General features: G+C 68.0%; 22 protein-coding genes. 8 read left to right on the forward strand and 14 right to left on the reverse strand.

Features of this window, described 5'->3' with window-relative positions; genetic code table 11:
- The 8 genes from egtC to H289_RS0111845 all read right to left on the reverse strand — a co-directional run bounded on the left by egtC (position 1) and on the right by H289_RS0111845 (position 8,391).
- Complete coding sequence (gene egtC, locus H289_RS0111810; RefSeq protein WP_020101004.1) at positions 1-684, reverse strand: ergothioneine biosynthesis protein EgtC; 684 nt, start codon at positions 682-684, stop codon at positions 1-3.
- Complete coding sequence (gene egtB / locus H289_RS0111815) at positions 684-1,991, reverse strand: ergothioneine biosynthesis protein EgtB (RefSeq protein WP_020101005.1); 1,308 nt, start codon at positions 1,989-1,991, stop codon at positions 684-686. Before egtB ends, egtC begins: the two co-directional genes overlap by 1 nt.
- On the reverse strand, positions 1,988-3,274 hold the full coding sequence (gene egtA / locus H289_RS0111820; RefSeq protein WP_020101006.1) for an ergothioneine biosynthesis glutamate--cysteine ligase EgtA: 1,287 nt from the start codon (positions 3,272-3,274) through the stop codon (positions 1,988-1,990). Before egtA ends, egtB begins: the two co-directional genes overlap by 4 nt.
- Positions 3,275-3,458: 184 nt before the next feature.
- On the reverse strand, positions 3,459-4,103 hold the full coding sequence (locus H289_RS0111825; RefSeq protein WP_020101007.1) for a sensor domain-containing protein: 645 nt from the start codon (positions 4,101-4,103) through the stop codon (positions 3,459-3,461).
- Positions 4,104-4,134: 31 nt separating this feature from the next.
- Complete coding sequence (locus H289_RS0111830) at positions 4,135-4,971, reverse strand: mycofactocin-coupled SDR family oxidoreductase (protein ID WP_020101008.1); 837 nt, start codon at positions 4,969-4,971, stop codon at positions 4,135-4,137.
- A gap of 12 nt (positions 4,972-4,983) precedes the next feature.
- Positions 4,984-6,156: an NADH:flavin oxidoreductase gene (locus H289_RS0111835; RefSeq protein WP_020101009.1), complete on the reverse strand. Its 1,173-nt coding sequence runs from the start codon at positions 6,154-6,156 to the stop codon at positions 4,984-4,986.
- A 44-nt stretch (positions 6,157-6,200) separates the two neighbouring features.
- Positions 6,201-7,373 (reverse strand): MCE family protein, encoded by a 1,173-nt coding sequence (locus tag H289_RS0111840; RefSeq protein ID WP_020101010.1) that lies wholly within the window; start codon positions 7,371-7,373, stop codon positions 6,201-6,203.
- A complete protein-coding gene (locus H289_RS0111845) occupies positions 7,366-8,391 on the reverse strand; it encodes an MCE family protein (RefSeq protein WP_020101011.1) in 1,026 nt (341 codons plus the stop codon). The genes H289_RS0111840 and H289_RS0111845 overlap by 8 nt, the downstream gene beginning before the upstream one ends.
- A 94-nt stretch (positions 8,392-8,485) precedes the next feature.
- Here H289_RS0111845 and H289_RS0111850 point away from each other — a divergent pair, with 94 nt between their 5' ends.
- On the forward strand, positions 8,486-9,103 hold the full coding sequence (locus H289_RS0111850) for a TetR/AcrR family transcriptional regulator (protein ID WP_029105119.1): 618 nt from the start codon (positions 8,486-8,488) through the stop codon (positions 9,101-9,103).
- Between the two features lie 62 nt (positions 9,104-9,165).
- On the opposite strand, the gene H289_RS30355 is transcribed toward H289_RS0111850, so the two are convergent.
- Positions 9,166-9,618 (reverse strand): hypothetical protein, encoded by a 453-nt coding sequence (locus H289_RS30355; RefSeq protein ID WP_036420466.1) that lies wholly within the window; start codon positions 9,616-9,618, stop codon positions 9,166-9,168.
- A 161-nt stretch (positions 9,619-9,779) separates the two neighbouring features.
- Between H289_RS30355 and H289_RS34075 the strand changes: the two genes are divergently transcribed.
- Positions 9,780-10,250 carry a ribonuclease domain-containing protein gene (locus H289_RS34075; protein ID WP_020101014.1) on the forward strand — a complete coding sequence of 157 codons (471 nt, stop codon included), beginning with the start codon at positions 9,780-9,782 and terminating at the stop codon, positions 10,248-10,250.
- Positions 10,247-10,522 (forward strand): barstar family protein, encoded by a 276-nt coding sequence (locus H289_RS0111865; protein WP_020101015.1) that lies wholly within the window; start codon positions 10,247-10,249, stop codon positions 10,520-10,522. The genes H289_RS34075 and H289_RS0111865 overlap by 4 nt, the downstream gene beginning before the upstream one ends.
- 9 nt (positions 10,523-10,531) lie before the next feature.
- Here the strand turns inward: H289_RS0111865 and H289_RS0111870 are convergent, their stop codons facing one another.
- The 4 genes from H289_RS0111870 to H289_RS0111885 form a co-directional block, all read right to left on the reverse strand.
- The gene (locus tag H289_RS0111870) at positions 10,532-11,602 is read right to left on the reverse strand and encodes a DUF4185 domain-containing protein (protein WP_051128476.1); all 1,071 of its coding nucleotides are present in this window, start codon (positions 11,600-11,602) and stop codon (positions 10,532-10,534) included.
- Between the two features lie 50 nt (positions 11,603-11,652).
- Positions 11,653-12,690, reverse strand: a complete 1,038-nt coding sequence (locus tag H289_RS0111875) for an aspartate-semialdehyde dehydrogenase (protein WP_020101017.1) — start codon at positions 12,688-12,690, stop codon at positions 11,653-11,655.
- 2 nt (positions 12,691-12,692) lie between these two features.
- Positions 12,693-13,958, reverse strand: a complete 1,266-nt coding sequence (locus H289_RS0111880; RefSeq protein ID WP_020101018.1) for an aspartate kinase — start codon at positions 13,956-13,958, stop codon at positions 12,693-12,695.
- Positions 13,959-14,099: 141 nt separating this feature from the next.
- The gene (locus H289_RS0111885; RefSeq protein WP_196810020.1) at positions 14,100-14,600 is read right to left on the reverse strand and encodes a hypothetical protein; all 501 of its coding nucleotides are present in this window, start codon (positions 14,598-14,600) and stop codon (positions 14,100-14,102) included.
- Positions 14,601-14,852: 252 nt separating this feature from the next.
- Between H289_RS0111885 and leuA the strand changes: the two genes are divergently transcribed.
- Positions 14,853-16,676 carry a 2-isopropylmalate synthase gene (leuA, locus tag H289_RS0111890; protein ID WP_020101020.1) on the forward strand — a complete coding sequence of 608 codons (1,824 nt, stop codon included), beginning with the start codon at positions 14,853-14,855 and terminating at the stop codon, positions 16,674-16,676.
- 10 nt (positions 16,677-16,686) lie between these two features.
- Here the strand turns inward: leuA and H289_RS31810 are convergent, their stop codons facing one another.
- Complete coding sequence (locus tag H289_RS31810) at positions 16,687-17,340, reverse strand: TetR/AcrR family transcriptional regulator (protein WP_081633381.1); 654 nt, start codon at positions 17,338-17,340, stop codon at positions 16,687-16,689.
- A 138-nt stretch (positions 17,341-17,478) separates the two neighbouring features.
- Between H289_RS31810 and H289_RS0111900 the strand changes: the two genes are divergently transcribed.
- From H289_RS0111900 to H289_RS0111915, 4 genes are read left to right on the forward strand one after another with little or no spacing between them, the layout of a single operon-like run.
- Positions 17,479-19,314 carry a hypothetical protein gene (locus tag H289_RS0111900; RefSeq protein WP_029105120.1) on the forward strand — a complete coding sequence of 612 codons (1,836 nt, stop codon included), beginning with the start codon at positions 17,479-17,481 and terminating at the stop codon, positions 19,312-19,314.
- Entirely contained in the window at positions 19,311-19,484 is a 174-nt protein-coding gene (locus tag H289_RS33395; RefSeq protein WP_020101023.1) for a hypothetical protein, read from the forward strand. The genes H289_RS0111900 and H289_RS33395 overlap by 4 nt, the downstream gene beginning before the upstream one ends.
- Entirely contained in the window at positions 19,481-19,894 is a 414-nt protein-coding gene (locus tag H289_RS0111910; RefSeq protein WP_020101024.1) for a hypothetical protein, read from the forward strand. Before H289_RS33395 ends, H289_RS0111910 begins: the two co-directional genes overlap by 4 nt.
- Positions 19,891-21,171, forward strand: a complete 1,281-nt coding sequence (locus H289_RS0111915) for a hypothetical protein (RefSeq protein WP_029105121.1) — start codon at positions 19,891-19,893, stop codon at positions 21,169-21,171. The genes H289_RS0111910 and H289_RS0111915 overlap by 4 nt, the downstream gene beginning before the upstream one ends.
- Positions 21,172-21,185 lie beyond the last annotated feature (14 nt).

A 21,185-nucleotide genomic window follows, 5' to 3' on the forward strand; every position in this document is an offset into this window, starting at 1 on the left:
TCAGGTCAATGGTGTCAGTGCGACGCCGGCGGCCGTCACCTCGACGAGGTGACGGTCTGGGATGTCCTGCCAGTCCGGGTGGTCGTCGTAGGGCTCGCTGGCCAGCACCACCCCGTCGGGCCGGCGCAGTATCGACAGCGTGTCGCCCCACACGGTGGCCAGCATCCGGGATCCGTTGGCGGCCAGGATGTTCAGCCGTGCCGACGGATCGGACTCCCCGACCCGGCGCACGGTGTCTCCCAGGTTGTCCAGTCCCTCGGCGAAGATGTGGGCGGCCAGGATCGCGCTGTCGACCGTCGATTCCGCGGTCCGCGAGACCGGCAGCACCGCCCGGTCGACGACGCCGTTGTGCGACAACAGCCACTGGCCGTCGGTGAACGGCGCCGACGCCGACGGCTCGATCGGCATCCCGACGGTGGCCGACCGGACGGCGGCCACCACGCATCCACTGCGCAACGCCGGCGCCACCGACGCCAGCGACGCGTCACCCCACAGGGGGGCGGCGCTGCGCCAGCGGCGGGGTGTCTCACCGTCGAAGAAGCCGACGCCCCAACCGTCGGCGTTGAGCAACCCGTGCTTCTGCCGTCGGGGCGAATACGACTGCACCAGAAGCCCGTTCGCGGGTTCCAGGATCAGCGACGACACCGGGACCGGGTCGCCGAGCCAGCCCAGATGGCGACACATCAGCCGCGCTCCTCGTCACCCGACCAGGCCAGCCGCACACCGGAGAAGATCTGGCGGCGGATCGGGTGGTCCCAGTTACGGAAGCTGGGGCGCAGGATGTCGCCCGCCACCGCCCAGGAACCACCGCGCAGCACCCGGTAGTCCCCGCTGCCGGTGCCGTCGAAGAACGGCTGCGAATAGCGGTCGTAGATCATCGGCGTGAATCCCGGCCACGGCCGCAGCGGCGAGGTGGTCCACTCCCACACGTCGCCGAGCAGCTGCTCGACGCCGTAGGCCGAGGCTCCCTCCGGATAGGACCCCACCGGTGCCGGGCGCAGCGCATCCCCACCGAGATTTGCCCGGCTCGCATCGGGTTCGGCTGCACCCCAAGGGAATCGGCGCCGCACCCCGGCGACGGGATCCCAGGCACAGGCCTTCTCCCACTCCACTTCGGTGGGCAGTCGCGCGCCGGCCCAGGCGGCGTAGGCCTCGGCTTCGTAGAAGCTGACGTGCTGCACGGGCTCGTCGGGCGGCAGTTCCTCGACATGGCCGAACCGGACCCGCGTGGTGCCGTCGGCACTCCAGAACTGTGGCGCCACCAGGTCTGCCTGCTGCCGATGCGCCCAGCCGGCCGCCGACCACCATCGGGGCTGCCGATAGCCACCGTCGGCGATGAACTCGCGCCATTCGGCATTGGTGACCGGCACCCGGCCGATCCGGAACGACGGCACGTCGACGACATGCGCGGGGCCTTCGTTGTCGAGCGCGAAAGGTTCGTCGGCCTCGTCGACGCCGAGTACGAACGGTCCGCCGGGCACCAGCACCGAGGTACCGGCGACGCCGTCACGCCCCCGCGGCAGGACGGCGCCCGGCCCCAGCAGCGGCCGGCCGCTGCGCAGGTTCAGGGCCTGCAGCATGGTCTCGTCGTGCTGGTTCTCGTGGCTGATCACCAAGGCGAACGGGAACTGGGCACCGGCCTCGTCGGGCGCCCGGTCAAGGGCATCAAGGGCTTTGGACCGGATGGTGCGGCAGAAGGCGCGCGCATCGGTCGGCGGCAACAGCGGCAGGGACACCCGGCTGGCGCGCGAATGCACGAACGCGTCGTACAGGCTGTCCACGTCGGGCGGCAGCAGTCCGGGACGATTGAGGTCGCCGCCGCGCAGCAGCCACAGTTCTTCCTGCTGACCGATGTGCGCGAGGTCCCACACCAACGGGCTCATGAGCGGGTCGTACTGGCGCAGCAGTTCGGCGTCGTCGAACTCGACGAGGGCCAGAGTCCGGTCCCGGGCCCTGGTCAGCCCCCGGGCCAACAGCTCGCGCGTACTCACACCCCACCTTTCAGCCGGTCATCACATGCCAACCCGGTGATCGCCGAATCGATTCCGTGCGCGACGACCCGGTCCGCGAAATCATCGGCCGCGCTACGCCCTTGCCGCACCTGCCGCAGCAGCCGGTCCATCGAGCCCGCCACGTCTGGCGGCGCGACCTCGGCGGCCGCTTCCACACACTGCACCGCGGCCGCCTGCAGCCGCGGATCGGCCAGTCCCACCCGCGCCGCCTGATCCCATGCGGTGGCAACCGATTCCGTTGCTTCCCAGGCGATCTTCGACAGCCGGGCATCGTCCAGCAGCGTCACCAGGGTGAACACCACAGCGGGCCACAGCTCGTCGGACACGGCGTCGAGGTAGCGGATCTCCAGCCAGCGCCGCGGCCGAACCGGTGGGAACAGCGTCGTGAGGTGGTAGTCGAGGTCGGCCTCGGTGGGGCGGCGGCCGCCGAGCAGCGTCCGCCCGTCCGCCCAGTCGGCGAACGGCACCCATTCGGTGACCGGTTCGGCCTCCGGAGAGTGCACGAGCATGACCGGCGCCTTGAGCGCGTAACGCGCCCAGTCGTTGGCGGGATCATCGCCGCTGGCGCCGAGAACCGGTCCGCAGCGGGCGGTGTCGAGCTGGCCCCAGATCCGCTGGCGCGTGCTCTGCCATCCGGTGAATTCGCCGCCCAGCATCGGCGAACTCGCCGACACCGCGATCATGGTCGGGCCCAGGGCGTGGGCCAGCCGAACGCGGTCGGCCCAGCCCTCGCGCGGGCCGGCGTCGACATTGATCTGCAGCGAGGCGGTCGACGTCATCATCGCGGCCCCGGCGGCACCGGTTCCGCCGGCCGCGAAGAACGCCTCCATGGCCCGGTACCGACCGCCGGGGTTGACCCGCGCCTGCGGCCGGAGCGGATCCGCGCCGACCTGCAGCAGGCCCAGCCCGCGGCGCCGCAACGATTCCCGCAGCACGGCCTGATCGGCCTGCATCGCCGCGATGGCGGCCCCGGCGCCGTCCAGCGGCGGACCCGACAGTTCGATGGCGCCGCCGGGCTCCATGGTGATCGTGCTGCCGCCGGGCAGCTGCGATACGGCCTCGACGGCTTCGGTCAGTTCATCCCAGCCGGGACGACGCGTCAGGTCGGACAGATCGAAGCAGTGCGCCTCGAGTTCGAGGCCGACGCGGCCGACCGGTCCGTCCCGCAGGCACCCGCCGCCGGCCAGCAGCGCGGCGCTGTACGCGCTCGACAACTCGGGGTATTCGGCGTGCGGACGACACATGGCGGTAGCGGTGCCCATCTGAACATCCCCTTCCGGGATCGGGGGCCTGTCCCCGCATCCGTTGGTTGGTGTTCCCGGACCAAGTCTGCGTTACACAAAGGCAGACGCGTCCCGAGCATTACGTGTTCGTCCGACGATGCCATGAGGCACCGACAAAAATCTGCGCAATATGTGTGCGATACCTGACTCACCCCGGGCATCGTCATTGCCCCAATGCGTTCTGCATGGCGCCGGCCAGCACATTGACCGCGAGACCGGCGTTGCCGGATTGGCAGACTTTCGCCTGCAGCAGAACGTTCTCCCGCAGTCGGGTCTGCACGAAACAGCGGCGATCGGTGTCCGCTTCCTGCTTGACCCACGCTGCGTCCGCCGGGCCGGCCTGCGCACCCGCGAAGCTCCAGACCTCGGTCCGGCCGTTCTCGAGGTGCATCGCCGTGGTCTGCCCCGCGCAACCGGTGGTCCGGTCGACGACCCGGTGAAATGCCCGCGACGCGGCCTCGGCGGTGGCGAACACGCCCACCACCTGCTTGGCCGCGTGGCTGTCATCGGTGGCCGTCGTCTGCGCCACGGCGCCGTTGAACGACGCCAGGTCCGGGTCGCCGTACACCTCGGGCAGGCCGATGTCGCCCCAGTTGTTGCACGCCGGGAGGTCGACGTAGAAGCCTTGATACGGCGCGGTGAACGTGGACTCCCAGCCCATGGGCGCGCCGACCACATTGCCGACCGATCCCTTGCCGAGGACCGCGTACGACACCACGCCCGGGTCCGACGGTTTGGCGGCCGCGGCGGGCGCCAGGGCGAGTGCCGCGGTGACGCAGGCTGTGAACCAGATCGGGCGCGCAGTCATGGCTTCGATGATGCCAGTTGCGGCCCTCGTGTCAGCCGGTCAACCGGGCGGCGGCCCCCGCGTCGACAGGCAGGACCGTCCCGGTGATGTGGGTGCTGTCCGGGTGCGCCAGAAACATGACCGCGCGTGTGATTTCCGCGGGCTTCATGAAGGGCACCGGCTGTAGGTGCAACGACGCGAAAACCGATTCCACGTCGGCGAGCGTCGGTTGCTCCAGATCCGGCCGCATGGCACCGAACAGGGCGTCGTTGAAGGTCATTGGGGTTTCGACGTTGCCGGGCGCCACGGCGTTGACGGTGATGCCGTATCCGGCCAGATCGTGCGCGGCGACCTTGGTCAGTCCGATGACGCCCCATTTGGAGGCCGCGTACGCGGCCTGACCGAAATTGCCGCTGCGGCCCAGCATCGAGGACACCGTGACTATCCGCCCGAACCGGCGCGCGATCATCCCCGGCGCCACCGCGGCGATCGTGTTGAACGTGCCGGTGAGGTTGGACCCGATCACTTCATCCCACTGCGCCGATGGAACATCGGGCAGCATCGCGACGGCACTGACGCCGGCGTTGGTGACGGCGATGTCCACGCGCCCGAGCTCCGACTCGGCGCGGGCCACGAACTGCTCCAGCGCACCACGGTCGGTTGTCGACAGTTTCGCTGTGACACAACGCCTTCCGGTCGCCTCGACCATCTCGGCGGTGGTGGCCAGATCGGCTTCCGTCGCCAACGGGTACGCGATCTGGTCGTTGTTCTCGCACCGGTCGCAGATGGCGATATCCGCTCCCGCCTCGGCCAGCGCCACCGCGTGCGATCGCCCCATTCCCCGTGCGCCGCCGGTGATCAACGCGACGAGGCCGTCAAAGTCGGCCATACAGCTCCTATCTCAGTTCGGCTTGCCGGTGACCACACAGTGGGTCTGGCTGTAGATGGTGGGCATGCACAGATTGCAGTGTGTGCAGCCCGATTTCACCGTCCTGTCGGCTTGAATCCGGTTGAGCAGGTCCGGTTCGGCGAGCAGGGCCCGGCCCATCGCGACGAACTCGAAACCCTCGGCCATGGCCAGGTCCATGGTTTCCCGGTTGGTGATGCCACCCAACAGAATCAGCGGCATCGTGAGCTCGGCCCGGAACTGGCGAGCCTGCTGCAGCAGGTAGGCCTCCTGGTACGGGTACTCGCGGAAGAACCTGTGCCCGCTCATCCGGATGCCCCAGCTGATCGGCGGTATGAAGTTCGCGGCGAACTCCTTGACCGGCGCATCGCCGCGGAACAGGTACATCGGATTGACCAACGAGCTGCCCGCGGTGAGCTCCAGCGCGTCCAGCGCGCCGTCCTCTTGCAGCCATTTCGCGGTCTGCAGCGACTCGTCCATCGGGATGCCGCCGCGGACGCCGTCGCTCATGTTGAGTTTGGCGATCACCGCGATCTGATTACCGACGGCCTCGCGCACCGCCTGCACCGTGCCGCGGGCGACCTTGGCGCGGTTGTGCAGGGAGCCGCCGAATTCGTCGCGGCGCTTGTTGATCAGCGGCGACAGGAACGAGGACGCGAAGTAGTTGTGGCCCAGGTGCACCTCGACGGCGTCGAACCCGGCCTCGATCGCCAACCGGGCGGCGCCCGCGTGCGCGGCCATCACCGCGTCGATATCGGCGCGGGTGGCCTTGCGGGCGAACCGCATCGACAGTGGGTTGAACAACCGCACCGGCGCCAGCGCGGTGGCCTTGTTGGTGCGCGCGTTGGCGACCGGGCCGGCATGCCCGATCTGCGCGCTGATCGCCGCCCCCTCGCCATGAATGGCGTCGGTCAACTTCTGCAGCCCCGGGATCGCCGCCGGGCGCATCCACAACTGCCACCCATCGGTACGCCCACCCGGGGACACCGCGCAATAGGCCACCGTCGTCATCCCCACCCCACCCGCGGCCGGCAACCGGTGATAGCGGATCAAATCGTCGGTGACCAGCGCATCCGGGGTCGCCGCCTCGAACGTCGCCGCCTTGATCACCCGATTACGCAACGTGATCGGACCGAGCTTGGCCGGCTGGAAGGGATCGGGTGCCATTCTGTCAGGAGTCCTTTCGGTAAGTCTTGATGTAACAACGTCTTTCACGGTCTCGCACCGTGCTGGGTGGCAGTCCCGGGCGGGATCTTGAACGGGTCGGCGGCCTGGCCGGACAGATTGGCGAGCGCACCCATCAGGAAATCCGGTGGATTGACGATCTCGGACAGTCGCGGCATGTTCGGGTCGAATGCCGATGTGGTGAGCATGTTTTCGCCCAACCGCCGCAGGGTGAGGTCGAACGTCGAGAAGACGTTGAGATAGTCGCCGCGAACGGCGTTGCGCAGGTACTTCTGGGCGAACGGGAACGTGGGCAGGATTTCCAGATCGTGGATGAAGTCGTCGGCGTTGTCGTTGAGGGCTTTGATGACGGGAAACGCATCCTTGAGGTCGGCAGCGAAGTCGTCTTTGGTCTGCGACAGAACGTGTTCGGCCGTTGCGGCCAACCTGCGCAGCGCGCCGAACGCCGCGACGATGTCGGCGCGATTTCGGTTCAGGACATCGAGTGCGGCGGGCAGCATCTCCAGCGTCCGCCCCAGCGCATCGGCGTCCCGTGCCAATGCCGCCGCGGTCCGGTCGACGCCCTCCACCGCCGCGATGATGGTGCCGGTTTGCGTATCGAGGAAGCCGGTCAGCTCGGCCAGCTTCGCCACCAATCCGGTGAACGTCGCCGCGCGCCCGGCCACGGCCGCATAGGCTTCGTTCGTAATATCCTGCAGGGCACCGAGATTGCCGTTGTTGATGATGACGCCGATCGCGGCCAGCACCTCTTCGGTGGTGGGATAGTGACCCGCCCGGCCGATCCTGATGTGCGCGCCGTCGGCCAGTTTGGCGGGCACCGGCTGGTTCGGGGGCACCAGTTCGACGTGCTGGGAGCCGAGGAGCGACGTCTGTCCCACCGTCACCGAGACGTTCGCAGGGAGATCCACCTGGCGGTCCAGCGAAAGACGAACGGCCGCATACACCGTGCTGTCGGCTCGTTGCCTGACGGCGACCCCGGAGACGCTTCCCACCGTCACGTCTCCGACCTTGACCGGCGAATTCTGCGGTAGGCCAACGACGCTGTCCAGCTCGACGGTCACCTCGAATGAGCCCGGGCCGTGACCGGCGGTGCCCGGCAACGACAGCGAATTCAATCCGTCGAACTGGCACCCCGACACCGCGGCAGCAATACAGGCCAGGATCGCGCCGCCACGCAGCCCAACACGGCGGTCACCCATTCTCCGAGCACCTGCCCTTCGAGGGGTCCGGTGCTCCGCCGATGGGAATGATGATGTCGCTGCCCGCGGGCCCACTGAGCTTGATCCGGCTGGAGCAGAAGAAGATGTTGAAGAACGCACCGTAGGCGCCGAGTGAGTTGAGCCGCAGGTAGCTCTCGGCGAGGGGCTCGATGGCGGCGTTGACCTCAGCCTTCCGCTCATAGGCCCGCTGCGCGAAAGGGCGCACATTCTCGAGGACGCCCTGGACCGGCCGCCGCCCGCGCTCCAGCATCTGGGTCATCTCCGCCGACGACGCGGCCAGCGGCGCGATGGCTCCGGCGAGAGAATCACGGTCGCGCGCCAGACCCGTCAGCAGCTGCTGGAGCGTGTCGATACTGGTGCCGAACTGCCGGCTCTTCGAATCCACAGTCCCGAGAACCACGTTGAGGTTGGTGACGACGTCGCCGATGTGCTGATCACGGCCGGAGAGGTTCTGCGCGAAGTTGCCCGTCGTCGAAAGTAGTTGGGACACCGCACCGCCCTGGCCCTGAAGCAGATCGATGACGGCGGCGGTGATGGCGTTGACCTTGTCGCCGTCGAGACCCTTGAGTACGGGACGCAGGCCGCCCAGGAGCGCGTCGAGGTCCACGGCGGGCTGGGTATGGCTCAACGGGATGGTCGCCCCAGCTGCCAGAGCGTGCAAATCGCCTGCGGCGAAGGCCAATTCGAGATAGCGGTCACCGGTGAGGTTCAGGTAGCAAATGACGGCCCTGGTCGACGTGTACAGGCGGTAGCGCGAATCGACACTGAAGAGCACGTCGACGGTGTTGTCGGCGCTCAGCGACACGCGGTCGACCTTGCCCACCGGCAACCCGGCCATCCGCACGTCCTGCCCGGCTGTCAGACGTGAGGCATCGGTGAACTGGGCGTGATACCGCTCCCCCGCCCCGAACCGGAACTGGCCGAACACCACCACCAGCGCGGCGGCGACCAACAGCATCACCACGGTGAACGCAGTCACCTTCGCCCCGGCGGCCATCGCCAACCTCCTTAATTAGTGATCCAGTGGTACACTAATTACCGGGGTGACGTCAATGGCATCGCCGACAGTCGGGGGCTGTGATGATGGACCCGTGAGCAGTCAGTCAGGCCCGGGCCGGCCACGGGACGCGAGTATCGACGATCGTGTCCTCACGGCGACCCGGGAGCTCCTTTCCGAGGGCGGGTTTCAGGAATTGAGCATGCGCCTGGTCGCGCAGCGCTCCGGCGTCACGCGCGCCAGCCTGGCGCGGCGATGGCCGTCGAAGGCCGCGTTGGTCATCGATGCCGTGATGGGCGTGGCACCCGACCTGACGCCATTCGACGGAACCGATGTCTACGGCTGGATAGATTTCGTCGTCCGCGGCAGCCGCGCCCTGTTCAACCGCCCCGATATGAAGGCTGCGGCACCCGACCTGACCCAGGCTCTGGTCGAAGACAAACAGCTGGGGCGATCACTGTGGAATCGGTTCACGGGACCGGCGGTCGAACTGTTCGCCGACGACGTCGGAGCACAGACCGCCGAGGAGCGGCGCAGTGCGGAACTGGACGCGCGCGCCGTCCTGATCATGGCGGCGGGTGCCGCCATGTACGTGTCCACCATCGCCGCCGACGACGACTCCGCCGAGCTCGAGGAACGGATCGTCGAACTGCTGACCGCCGGCTATCGAGCAGTGACCGCGAACCGGCCGGCGGCCGACGGACAGGCCTAGAACAGGCGACAGGCCGCACCCTGCGCGGGCACGGCCTGTCGTTTGATGCGGGACTGCTGGGGTCAGCGGCCGGGCTGGGCCGGTCCGGGCTGGCCGGGCGCCTGCGGCCCGGGGCCTCCCGGGCCCTGTCCACCGGGGCCTCCCGGGCCCTGCCAGCCGGGGCCGCTGGGGCCCTGCCAGCCCGGACCACCGGGGAACATCGGGTGCCACATGCCGCCGCCGCGCGGTCCGTGCCCCTCGCGGAACTCAGCGGTGTCATGCCCGCGGTGGTGCTTGTGCCAGCCGTGGTGGCCGCCGCCGGAATGCGCGCCGAGGACGAAGCCGGAGAAGAAGATCGTCGCGACGATGAACACGATGCCCGCGACGATGCCAACCCAGGCCAGCACCTTGTTGAGCTTGCTGGGCTTGTGCTCGACGGGCGGTGCGGCCACCGCGGTGGCCGTTGCTACGGGCGGGAACGAGTCCGTCGGGGTATCCGGCGTCTCGGGCGTTTCTTTAGGGGTTTCGTCACTCATGTCATCGATGATCCGTCCGTCAACCACTGCGGTGGCTAGGTTGCGCGTAAGAATCAGCTATGAGGCGCGCGGCGCGGTAGCGTGGCCTGTGTAGCGGAGCTTCGGCCGGGCTTTGGGGGCCGGCCGACGCTCCGATATCAGCACGCGGCAGAAAAGGTGAGATGTCCAGAACCACCCTGCGCGCCGCGGCCCTCGCCTGCGGCACCGCGTTGCTCCTGACCCTCACCCCGGCGTGCGCGAAGCAGACCGCCGTGCTGACAGCTCCGGCGCCGACCGCGTCGCCCACGACCGCGTCCCGCACCCAAGGGCCGGCACCGACGACCAAGAGCAAGTCCGGGCTGCCCGTCTGCCAGCTGTCGTCGCTGCCACCCGAGGCCACCACCACCGTCGACCTCATCCACCGCGGCGGGCCGTTCCCCTATTCGCGGGACGGCATCGTGTTCGGCAACTTCGAGCGCCGGCTGCCGAACCAGCAGCGCGGCTACTACCACGAGTACACGGTGCCCACGCCGGGCGCGAAGACCCGCGGCACACGGCGGGTCATCACCGGCGGTGAGCCGCCGACCAACCCACCGGAGTTCTACTACACCGGCGACCACTACGAGACGTTCTGCCAGATCGGAGGAGCGTGAAGACGTTCACCGTGCGGGGTGCGCGGATCCATTCCCGCGCAGACCTTTTCACCGAGCTGGGCCACGCGGTCAATGGCGCCGGCGGCTATTTCGGCAGCAATCTGGACGCACTGGCCGACTGCCTAGGCGGCGGCTTCGGCACCCCGGACGACGAGCCGTTCCGCTTCGTGCTGACCGACAGCGTAAAAGCCAAGAAGGCCTTGGATTCTCACACCTGGTCCGGACTGCTCGACGTCTTCGACAGCGCCGGGATCGACCTGGTGCTGCGCTGACAACAGCGCCTACGGCTTCGCCGGGTTCACCGCGAACTGGATGACGCGGTACGGCGCGGTATCGCGCGGCGTGGTGTTCCACTGGCTGACCAGGATGCGCAGTTCATCGAGCGTCGAGCCCGGCGAGATGTAGCCGCCGTACGGCTGTGCCAGCTGATTGTCGTGCGGCTCAGGCAGTTCGTCGGCCCGCTCCGGCCAGCCGCCGGCCACCACGACGGTCGTCACCGGCGCGGTCCCGAGTTCCGTCGGCGTGTTCGCCACACGGACCTCCATGTTGCCGGTGCTGCTGTTGAAGTAGGACAGCACCGTCTTGCCGTCGACCTGCTTCATACTCATCTCGCCGATCAGGTCGCGCCACAACGGAGTTGGCGGCTTGCCCCAGCCCCCGTTGGCAGACCAGCCCTGCCAGCTGGATCGGTCGGTGAACGCCTGCGGCGTGGCCCGGTAGAGGTAGGCCGGGCTGCTGCGGTCAAAGTTGTTGGCGACCAGGTAAACCCAGCCACGCGGCGAGTCCGCGGTCGGCACCGGGTCGTAGTAGCCGGTGATCTGGCTCTGCGCTCCCCCGGCATATCCGGCCGGTCGCACAGACCCCGGCACGGTCGGCCACGCGCCGCGCGCCGGGTCGGCCTTGACCAGTCGCGAGCTCGCCGGTTTCAGATCGCGCGTGGTGGTGATCAACAGGTAGTTCTCCCGGTTGATGCTCACCACGCCAGCCGGAAGTTGCGACGTGCCAGGGATTTTGGCGTCGGCCAGCAGCGGCTTGTCGACGCCCATGACGCCGCGGTACCGCAGGCCGTCCGGCGAATTGATGGAGTCGGTCTCGACGTGCAGCGCGACGGGCGCGTACCAGCCGCCGAATCCGACACCCTGCCCGGCGAAGCTGTCGCCGCAGATCTGCAGGATGCCGCTCGGGAACTCCATGAACTCACAAAGGTCCGTCGCACCGATGCCGTAATCGGCTGTCGGCGTGCCGGTTCCGGCGACCGGACCGATGCGGGTCACCTCACCGACGACGAGCGGTTTGAGCACCGGGGTCGGTACCGGCGCAGGCGGATCGGCCTGCGCCGTCGGCACCCCCATGCCGAACCCGAGCACCAGCGCCGCGACCGACGCTGCCCCCGCCCGCAAGATCAGCGCGCGGCGAGCAGTTCGGCGATCTGAACAGTGTTGAGCGCCGCGCCCTTTCGCAGGTTGTCGCCCGAGACGAACAGTGCGAGGCCACGGCCGTCGGGCACACCCGGGTCCTGGCGGATGCGGCCCACCAGCGAGTCGTCGGCACCGGCGGCGGCCAGCGGCGTCGGCACGTCGACCAGCGAGACGCCGGCGGCAGCGGCCAGCAGCTCACGGGCCCGCTCGACCGAAAGCGGCTGCGCGAACTCGGCATTGATCGACAGCGAGTGCCCGGTGAAGACCGGCACGCGCACGCAGGTGCCGCTCACGGCCAGCTCCGGGATGCCCAGGATCTTGCGGCTCTCGTTGCGAAGCTTCTGGTCCTCGTCGGTCTCACCCGAGCCGTCGTCGACGAGCGAGCCGGCCAGCGGGATGACGTTGAAGGCAATGGGCGCAACGTATTTCACGGGTGCCGGGAACTCCAGCGCCGATCCGTCGTGCACCAGCTGCTCGGCACCGCCGATGACGGCGCGGGCCTGCGAGGCCAGTTCGTCGACGCCGGCGAGTCCGGAACCGGACACGGCCTGGTAGCTCGACACGATGAGGCGGGTCAGTCCGGCCTCTTCGTGCAGCGGCTTGAGGACCGGCATGGCGGCCATGGTGGTGCAGTTCGGGTTGGCGATGATGCCCTTGGCGAGCTGCTTGCCGCGGACGTCGCGGTCGAAGTTGACCTCCGAAACCACCAGCGGCACATCGGGATCCTTGCGCCACGCCGACGAGTTGTCGATCACCGTCACGCCGGCGGCGGCGAAGCGCGGGGCCTGCACGCGCGACATGGTCGCGCCGGCGGAGAACAGGGCGATGTCGAGACCCGACGGGTCGGCGGTCTCGCTGTTCTCGACCTCGATCTCCTGACCGCGGAACGTCAGCTTCTTGCCCTCGGACCGCGCCGACGCGAAGAACCGCACCGAGGTCGCCGGGAAGTCGCGCTCCTCGAGAAGCTTGCGCATGACCTGGCCGACCTGGCCGGTCGCACCCACCACACCGATGTTCACCATGACTAGCGCCCCGTTCCGCCGTAGACCACGGCGGCCTCTTCACTGGCGAAGCCGAAGGCCTCGTGCAGCGCCGCGACAGCCTTGTCCAGCTCGGTGTCCTTGACCAGCACCGAGATTCGAATCTCGGAGGTCGAGATCAGGTCGATGTTGACGCCGACCTCGGCCAGCGTCTCGCAGAACTTGGCGGTGACGCCGGGGTGGCTGCGCATACCGGCGCCGACCAGCGACACCTTGCCGATGTGATCGTCGTAGAGAACCTGCGAGAAACCGATCTCGTCCTTGAGGGACGTCAGCTTCTCGACGGCGCCCGGGCCGTTCTCGCGTGAACAGGTGAAGGTGATGTCGGTCTTGCCGTCCTCCACCTTCGAGATGTTCTGCAGCACCATGTCGATGTTGACGTCGGCGTCGGCGACCGCGCGGAACACCTTGGCGGCGTAGCCTGGAACGTCGGGCACGCCGACGACGGTGACCTTCGCCTCGCTGCGGTCGTGGGCAACTCCGGTGAGGATGGCGTCTTCCATGGGGATGTCCTCGATCGATCCTTTGACAATGGTGCCGGCCTTGTTGGAGTACGAGGACCGGACGTGAATCGGAACGTTGTAGCGGCGGGCGTATTCCACGCAGCGCAGCATCAACACTTTGGCTCCGCAGGCCGCCATCTCCAGCATCTCCTCGAAGGAGACGGTGTCCAGGTGACGGGCATTGGGGACGATGCGCGGATCGGCGGTGAAGATGCCGTCCACGTCGGTGTAAATCTCGCAGACGTCGGCGTTCAGCGCGGCGGCCAGCGCCACGGCGGTGGTGTCCGACCCGCCACGGCCCAGCGTGGTGACGTCCTTGCTGTCCTGGCTGACGCCCTGGAAGCCGGCGACCAGCACGATCAGGCCCTCGTCGAGGGCGTCGCGCAGGCGGCCCGGGGTGACGTCGATGATCTTGGCGTTGCCGTGCGTGCCGGTGGTGATCACGCCGGCCTGCGAGCCGGTGAACGACCGGGCCTGCGCGCCGAGGGACTCGATGGCCATCGCGACGAGGGCGTTCGAGATGCGCTCACCCGCGGTGAGCAGCATGTCCATCTCACGGGCCGGTGGCGCCGGGGATACCTGGCGGGCCAGATCCAGCAGGTCATCGGTGGTGTCGCCCATGGCCGAGACCACGACGACGACGTCGTTGCCGGCCTTCTTGGTTTCGACGATTCGCTCGGCGACTCGACGGATTCGCTCGGCGTCAGACACCGAGGATCCGCCGTACTTCTGGACGACGAGCGCCACTGTTCGCGTTTCCTTCTCTGAATTGGCAGCAAGCATCTGCATCAATGCTGTTCCAAGGATAAGGGAGGGGTGAACCCGTTTTTGTTGCCCGGTCACCTGCCGGACCTGCAAGGCGGGAGACGTTCGTCACTCCCGCCCGGATCAGAAGATGTCGGTGAGCTTCCGCTGTGCCGGGCAGGCGTCGGTCAGCGCCTTCATCTGTTCGGTGATCTGCGCGTTGATCGCCGACAGCTGGTAGGCCTCGGTCGGTGCGGGGGCGCCGGGCGCCCGGCCCTGGGCCGCGATCCGGTAGGCGTCCAGCGCCGAGGTGAACTGCGAGGCCAGCGTCGCCAACTGCACGGCGTTGGCGGCGACCTTGTCGCCGGTCACCTTCTGGGCCCGCTCGGCCATGCCGTCGGCCCAGGCCCGGTAGGCCGTCTCCTCAGCGATGGTCGGGACGCCATTGTTGTTCTTGTCGATCTTCGACTCGATCTGCACGGCCTGTGCCTTGTTGTAGTCGAGCATGTCGCGTACCGGTTTGCACTCCGGCGTCGGCCCGCGGAACTCGGTCTGCCACACCACCAGGCCGATGACGACGGCGAGCGCGACCGCGATGCCGATCTTCCAGCTGCGGTCCAGGCTCAACAACCATCTCGTCAACACGGTCGAACTGTATCGGCACAGCCAGGGCCACGCCCATTACACCTGGCCAGGACGTTGTCACCCGACGGCCCGACCTCGTTTTGGCGATCAACCGGACGGGAGTAAACTCGTTACCGATGTATAGCGCGCGGGTGCTCCTCCTCGGACGCCGCGACGGGGTCTGATCCGACCGGCCTCCCGTCGCGGGGGTTTGAGATGCGCCGGTCCTGACCTTCTTCTAGGTCCCATCAAGACAGACCGGAGCAAAAAACCGTGACCACCTACTCTCCCGATTCTTCTGCCGACTCCTTCTCGTCGGTACGCACCATCACCACCCCGTCCGGCCCGCGCCGCGAGGGCCAGCCGTCCTGGAACACCCAGCGCAATTCCGCGATGCCAGTCAGCCGCTACCGCAGCTTCGCCTTGGAAGTTCCGGGGGGAGAGCCGTCTGCGTCTTTCGACCGCACCTGGCCCGACAAGGTCGCCACCGTCGCACCCGGCTGGTGTGCGGTCGACCTGCGCGACGGCAACCAGGCCCTGATCGACCCGATGAGCCCCGAGCGCAAGCGCCGGATGTTCGACCTGCTGGTCCGCATGGGCTACAAGGAGATCGAGGTCGGCTTCCCGTCGGCCAGCCAGACCGACTTCGACTTCGTCCGCGAGATCATCGAGCAGGGCGCGATCCCCGACGACGTCACCATCCAGGTGCTGACGCAGTGCCGGCCCGAGCTGATCGAGCGCACCTTCGAGGCCTGCAACGGCGCGCCGCGCGTGATCGTGCACTTCTACAACTCGACGTCGATCCTGCAGCGCCGCGTGGTGTTCCGCGCCGACCGCGAGGCCGTCAAGAAGATCGCCACCGACGGCGCCAAGCTGTGCGTCGAAGAGGCCAAGAAGTACCCCGGCACGCTGTGGCGCTTCGAGTACTCGCCCGAGTCCTACACCGGCACCGAGCTGGAGTACGCCGTCGAGGTGTGCAACGCGGTCGCCGAGGTCGTCCAGCCCACGCCGGACTGGCCGCTGATCGTGAACCTGCCGGCGACCGTCGAGATGGCGACGCCGAACGTCTACGCCGACTCGATCGAGTGGATGAACCGGCACCTGGCGCCGCGCGACTCGATCATCCTGAGCCTGCACCCGCACAACGACCGTGGCGAGGGCGTCGCGGCCGCCGAGCTGGGCTACCTGGCCGGCGCCGACCGCATCGAGGGCTGCCTGTTCGGCAACGGTGAGCGCACCGGCAACGTCTGCCTGGTGACACTGGGCCTGAACCTGTTCAGCCGTGGTGTCGATCCGCAGATCGACTTCTCCAACATCGACGAGATCCGTCGCACGGTCGAGTACTGCAACCAGCTGCCCGTCGCCGAGCGCCACCCCTACGGCGGTGACCTGGTCTACACGGCGTTCTCCGGCAGCCACCAGGACGCCATCAACAAGGGCCTGGACCAGATGAAGGTGGACGCAGATGCTGCCGACGCCGACGTCGACGACATCCTGTGGCAGGTGCCGTACCTGCCCATCGACCCTAAGGACGTCGGCCGCACGTACGAGGCCGTCATCCGTGTGAACTCGCAGTCCGGCAAGGGCGGCGTCGCCTACATCATGAAGGCCGATCACGGCCTGGTGCTGCCGCGCCGGCTGCAGATGGAGTTCAGCCAGGCCATCCAGAAGATCACCGACGGCGAAGGCGGCGAGGTCTCCCCGAAGGAGATGTGGGACGTCTTCAACGAGGAGTACCTGTCGCCCATCACCCCGCTGGAGCGCATGCGGCAGCGTGTCGACGCGTCCGAAGAGGACGGCGGCACCGACACCATCACCGCCATCGTCAAGATCGACGGTGAGGAGCGCGAGATCGTCGGCGCCGGTAACGGCCCGCTGGCGGCCTTCACCGACGCACTGGGCGCCGTCGGCTTCCACGTCAACGTCCTGGACTACTCCGAGCACGCCATGTCGGCCGGTGAGGAAGCGCAGGCCGCGGCCTACGTCGAGGCGTCGATCGGCGGCAAGACGGTGTGGGGCGTCGGCATCGCGCCGTCGATCACCACGGCGTCGCTGCGCGCCGTCGTGTCGGCGGTGAACCGGGCCGCGCGCGGCTAGTCGCAGACCGTCAGCTCGGCGCGCCGGGTTCGCCGGACACCCGGAGAACCCGGGCGCACCAGCCGACGGCCTGCTTCGCAAAGTCTTGTGCGCTAACGGTTTTCGACTCGTCGAGCAGCCGCTCGTTGATCAGGGTGGCCACGCCGCCGACGCAGAACAGGGCGGCGTCGAAGCTCTCCTGATCGGCATCGCGGTCGGGCTGCAGCAACGCCAGAATCGCGGCAGCCACCCGGTGTTGTGCGATGCGGATGTGCTCGGAGACCGATTCGATGTGCCGGGCGTCGGTCAGGAAAATCCGGACGGCCAGCGGGTCACTCTCGGCGTGCTCGATGAACCCGGCCAGACCGAGCGTCAGCCGGGTTTGGACGGTGGCCTCTTCGGGCGCACTCCCCCCGGCCAGCATCGCGGCGAAGGGCCCCTCCAGCACGTCGTCGATGACGGCGCCGATCAGCGCACCGAGGCCGGCAAACTGCTCATAGAAGTAGCGGTCGGTGAGTTTGGCGCGGGCCGAGACCGCCCGGACGCTCAGTGCCGACAGCCCGCCTTCACGCCACAACGATTCGGCCGCATCCAGTAGCAACCGCCGTCGATCGGCCCGTCGCTCCTCCGCTGACCTGCCGGAGTACCTGCGCTGCGGCGCGCCGCTCGATCCGTCGTCAGCCATCTGGCGCAACCCCTCCCTCCGACTGCCACATGATGTCAAAATCCGAAGAAGGAAGACGGACACCGGTTTCAAACTCGGTCTTCTGGCAATATTACCGACGAGTAAGGTTCAGGGTTCATCTACATAGTGGGGTGGAACATGGCAGCACAGCTCGCCGAGCAGGTCACGTTGGTGGCCGCCGCCGGAACCGAAGGCGGGGGCGCTGCCCTCGACCAGGTGATCGGGATGTCCGTGGCCACGGGCATCATCACGGCCGGCCTGTTGTGGATCGGTTATCTGCACCGGCAACGCCGCATCACCTGGCTGAAAGACCTGGCCGACAAAGCCGGCCGCAAGATGAACCGACCCAGCTGGGTGGCGCTGCCCTCGCTGCTGTTCATCTCGACGATCATCTGCGCGATGTTCGGCTTCATCTGGGATGTCAGCCTGCACATCGGCAAGGGCCGCGACGCCGGCCCGCTGGCCAACCCGGCCCACTACTTCATCCTCGTCGGCCTGTTCCTGCTGTTCATCGCCGGCTCGCTGTCGATCATCCTGCCGTACGACAAACCCGGTCCGGCCGCCATCAAGATCACCAAAACCTGGTACGCGCCCGTCGGCGGCGTGCTGATGGCCGGTTGCGGCCTGTACGCGCTCATCGGCTTTCCGCTCGACGACATCTGGCACCGGATCTTCGGTCAGGACGTCACGCTCTGGGGCCCAACACATTTGATGCTCATCGGCGGCGCCGGGCTGTCGCTGGTCGCCACGCTGCTCCTCGAGCGCGAGGGTGATATCGCGATGGGCTCCGACGCCCCGGCCGCCCGCAACAAGGTGCTGCCGTACCTGGCCTTCGGCGGTCTGGTGATCGGTCTGTCGGTGTTCCCGGTCGAATACGACTTCGGCGTCGAACAGTTCCGGCTGGTGCTGCATCCCATGCTGATCGCCGCCGCCGCGGCCATGTCGCTGGTGGCAACCCGGCTCACGCTCGGACGGTTCTCCACCTTCGGCGCCATCGCCTTCTCTTGGTTCATCCGGGGCCTGGTCATCCTGGCGGTCGGGCCGATTCTCGGTTCTCCGTACAGCTGGTTCGCGCTCTACCTGGGTTCGGCCGTCGTCGTGGAACTGATCGGGCTGACACCCCTCGTCAACCGTCCGATCCTGTTCGGCGCGGTGGCCGGTCTGGGCGTGGGGACCGTCGGCATGTGGCTGGAATCGTTCTGGGTCGACTCCATGTTCCGCACGCCGTGGCCCAGCAGCATGTGGGGTGAGGCGCTGACGATGTCGACGCCCGTCGCCATCGGTATGGGTATGTGCGGCGCGCTCCTCGCCATCGTGCTGTCCGGTCAGCGCCTGCCCGCGCGGCCGATCGGTATCGGCATCGTGGTCGCCACTGTCGTGGTGATCGGCGCCGCCGTCACCAATGGCCTGAACGTCACGGTCCCGGAGCACGCCCGCGCGCAGATCACCCTCAGCGACGCACCGAGCCCGGCCGGCGAGCGCCTGGTGAACGCCGACATCCAGATCACGCCGGCCAGCCTGGTCAGTGACGACCCGGAGTGGGTGACGCTGATGGCGTGGCAGGGCAAGCTCGCCAATGAGCGCGGCCTGGTCGTCGACCACCTGCAGCAGGTGGGTCCGGGCCACTACCGGTCCACCCGGCCGATCCCCGTCTGGGGCACGTGGAAGACCGTGCTGCGCGTGCAGGACGGCCGGACGATGGCCGCGGTCCCGGTGTATCTGCCGGCCGACCCCGGTATCGGTGCCGAGGAGACGCCCGCGATCTCGACGACCCGCGACTTCATGGAGGAGATCAAGGTCCTGCAGCGCGAACGCAACCTCGACGTGCCGTCGTGGCTGTACCCCGCGGCGTCGCTGATCGTGCTGGTCTGCTCGCTGATCCTGATCGCGTTGCTGAGTTGGGGTGCGGGACGGATCAATTCGCGTGAACAGTTCAGCGCCACCGAGACCAGGGAACCCGTCGGACAGCCGTGACCTATCTCGCCGACCACTCGCTATTGTTGGCACTGCCGGCGTTCGCTCCTGCTTTCGTCGTGGCCGGGGTCGTGGCCTGGGTTGCCATGAAAGACCGGCGCGCCGGCTCCGACGGTGACGAAACCGACTCGGAGACACCAGGTTCAACCGATGAGGACGGTTCCGCGTGACCTTTGTGAAGACCTTCGCCGTGGCCGGCGCTGTCGCCCTGGCGCTTGCCGGCTGCAGTAGCGGCAACGACAAGTCGACCGGCAGCTCACCGAGTGCCACCGCAAGTGCCACACCGCAGTTCACCAACCAGCAGGCCCCGCCGGCACGCGTCTACGTCGACGTGACCATCGCCGGCGGCACCGCCACGCCACTCAACCAGCAGGTGCAGGCCAAGCTCGGCGAGCCGATCATCCTGCGGGTCAACAGTGACGCCGCCGACCAGCTGCACGTGCACTCGAGCCCCGAGCACACCTTCGACATCAAACCGGCGAAGGATCAGCAGTTCCAGTTCACGGTGAGCGTGCCGGGCAAGGTCGATGTCGAGCTGCACCACCTGGACAAGACGGTCGCCACGATCACAGTGCAGTGACCTCTTCGGTCCTCGCGCACGGGCTGGGCGGATCGACTGATCTGCCCATCCCCGTGACGTACGCCCTGATCGGCGCGGCGTGGGCGCTGACCTTCACCTTCGCGGTGGTGGCACTGGCATGGCGCAAGCCGCGGTTCGATCCGGAGGCGCCGGGACGCCCGTTGCCGCGCTGGTTGACGACGGCCGTCGACGCGCCCGCCACGCGCTGGGCGGTCGGGCTGCTCGCCCTGGCGTTCGCGGGATGGGTCGCGGTGGCGTCCGTCGTCGGGCCCACCGGGTCCGGCAACGCGCTGCCGGGTGTGTTCTACGTACTGCTGTGGGTCGGAATCGTCGCGCTCTCAGTGCTTTTCGGCCCGGTGTGGCGGGTGCTGTCGCCGGTGCGGACCATTGCCCGATTGCTGCGGCTGAGCCGGGACGCGTATCCCGTGCGGCTCGGCTACTGGCCGGCGGCGGCCGGGCTGTTCGCGTTCGTCTGGCTCGAGCTGGCCAGCCCTGACCCGGGTTCGGTTGGCGCCGTGCGCATCTGGCTGCTGGTCTACCTCTGCGTGACGCTGGCCGGGGCCGCGATGTGCGGCACCCGCTGGTGCTCGCATGCCGATCCGTTCGAGGTGTACAGCGTCGTGGCATCGCGGTGTGCGCCGTTGCGGCGCAACGCAGATGGGCAGATCGCCGTCGGCAATCCGTTCAATCACCTACCCGCACTGCCGGTCCGGCCGGCCACGGTGACGGTGCTCGCAGTGCTGCTGGGGTCGACGGCCTTCGACAGTTTCTCCGCGACGCCGGCGTGGCGCGGGTTCGTGGAGGCGCACAGCAACGGCACCTGGCAGGCCACAGGACTGAAAACCGTTGGGCTGGCGGTGTTTGTCACGACCGTCGCGCTGTCGTTCAGCCTCGCCGCCCGCGCCACCGGCGGCGTGGACCGTGCGCGGCGCCGGGAGCTGCCCGGTTTGATGGCGCACTCCCTCATCCCGATCGTCATCGGCTATGTGTTCGCGCACTACCTGACCTATCTCGTGGAGAAGGGTCAGCAGACCGTCTTCCAGCTCCTGGGCCTGCACGATGCGCACGTGTACTACGTGCTGTCCATGCATCCGTCGGTGCTGGCCACGACCAAGGTGCTGTTCGTGGTGGCGGGGCACATCGCCGGCGTCGTCGCCGCACACGACTGCGCGCTGCGCATCCTGCCCAAGCGCCATCAGCTCACCGGGCAGCTGGCGATGATGCTGGTGATGGTCGGCTACACGTTCACCGGGTTGTACCTGCTCTTCGGCGGATAACCTCCGAATCCTTG

Origin of the sequence: Mycobacterium sp. 360MFTsu5.1, assembly GCF_000383495.1 — a bacterium.
In the GTDB taxonomy this organism is placed as follows: domain Bacteria; phylum Actinomycetota; class Actinomycetes; order Mycobacteriales; family Mycobacteriaceae; genus Mycobacterium; species Mycobacterium mucogenicum_B.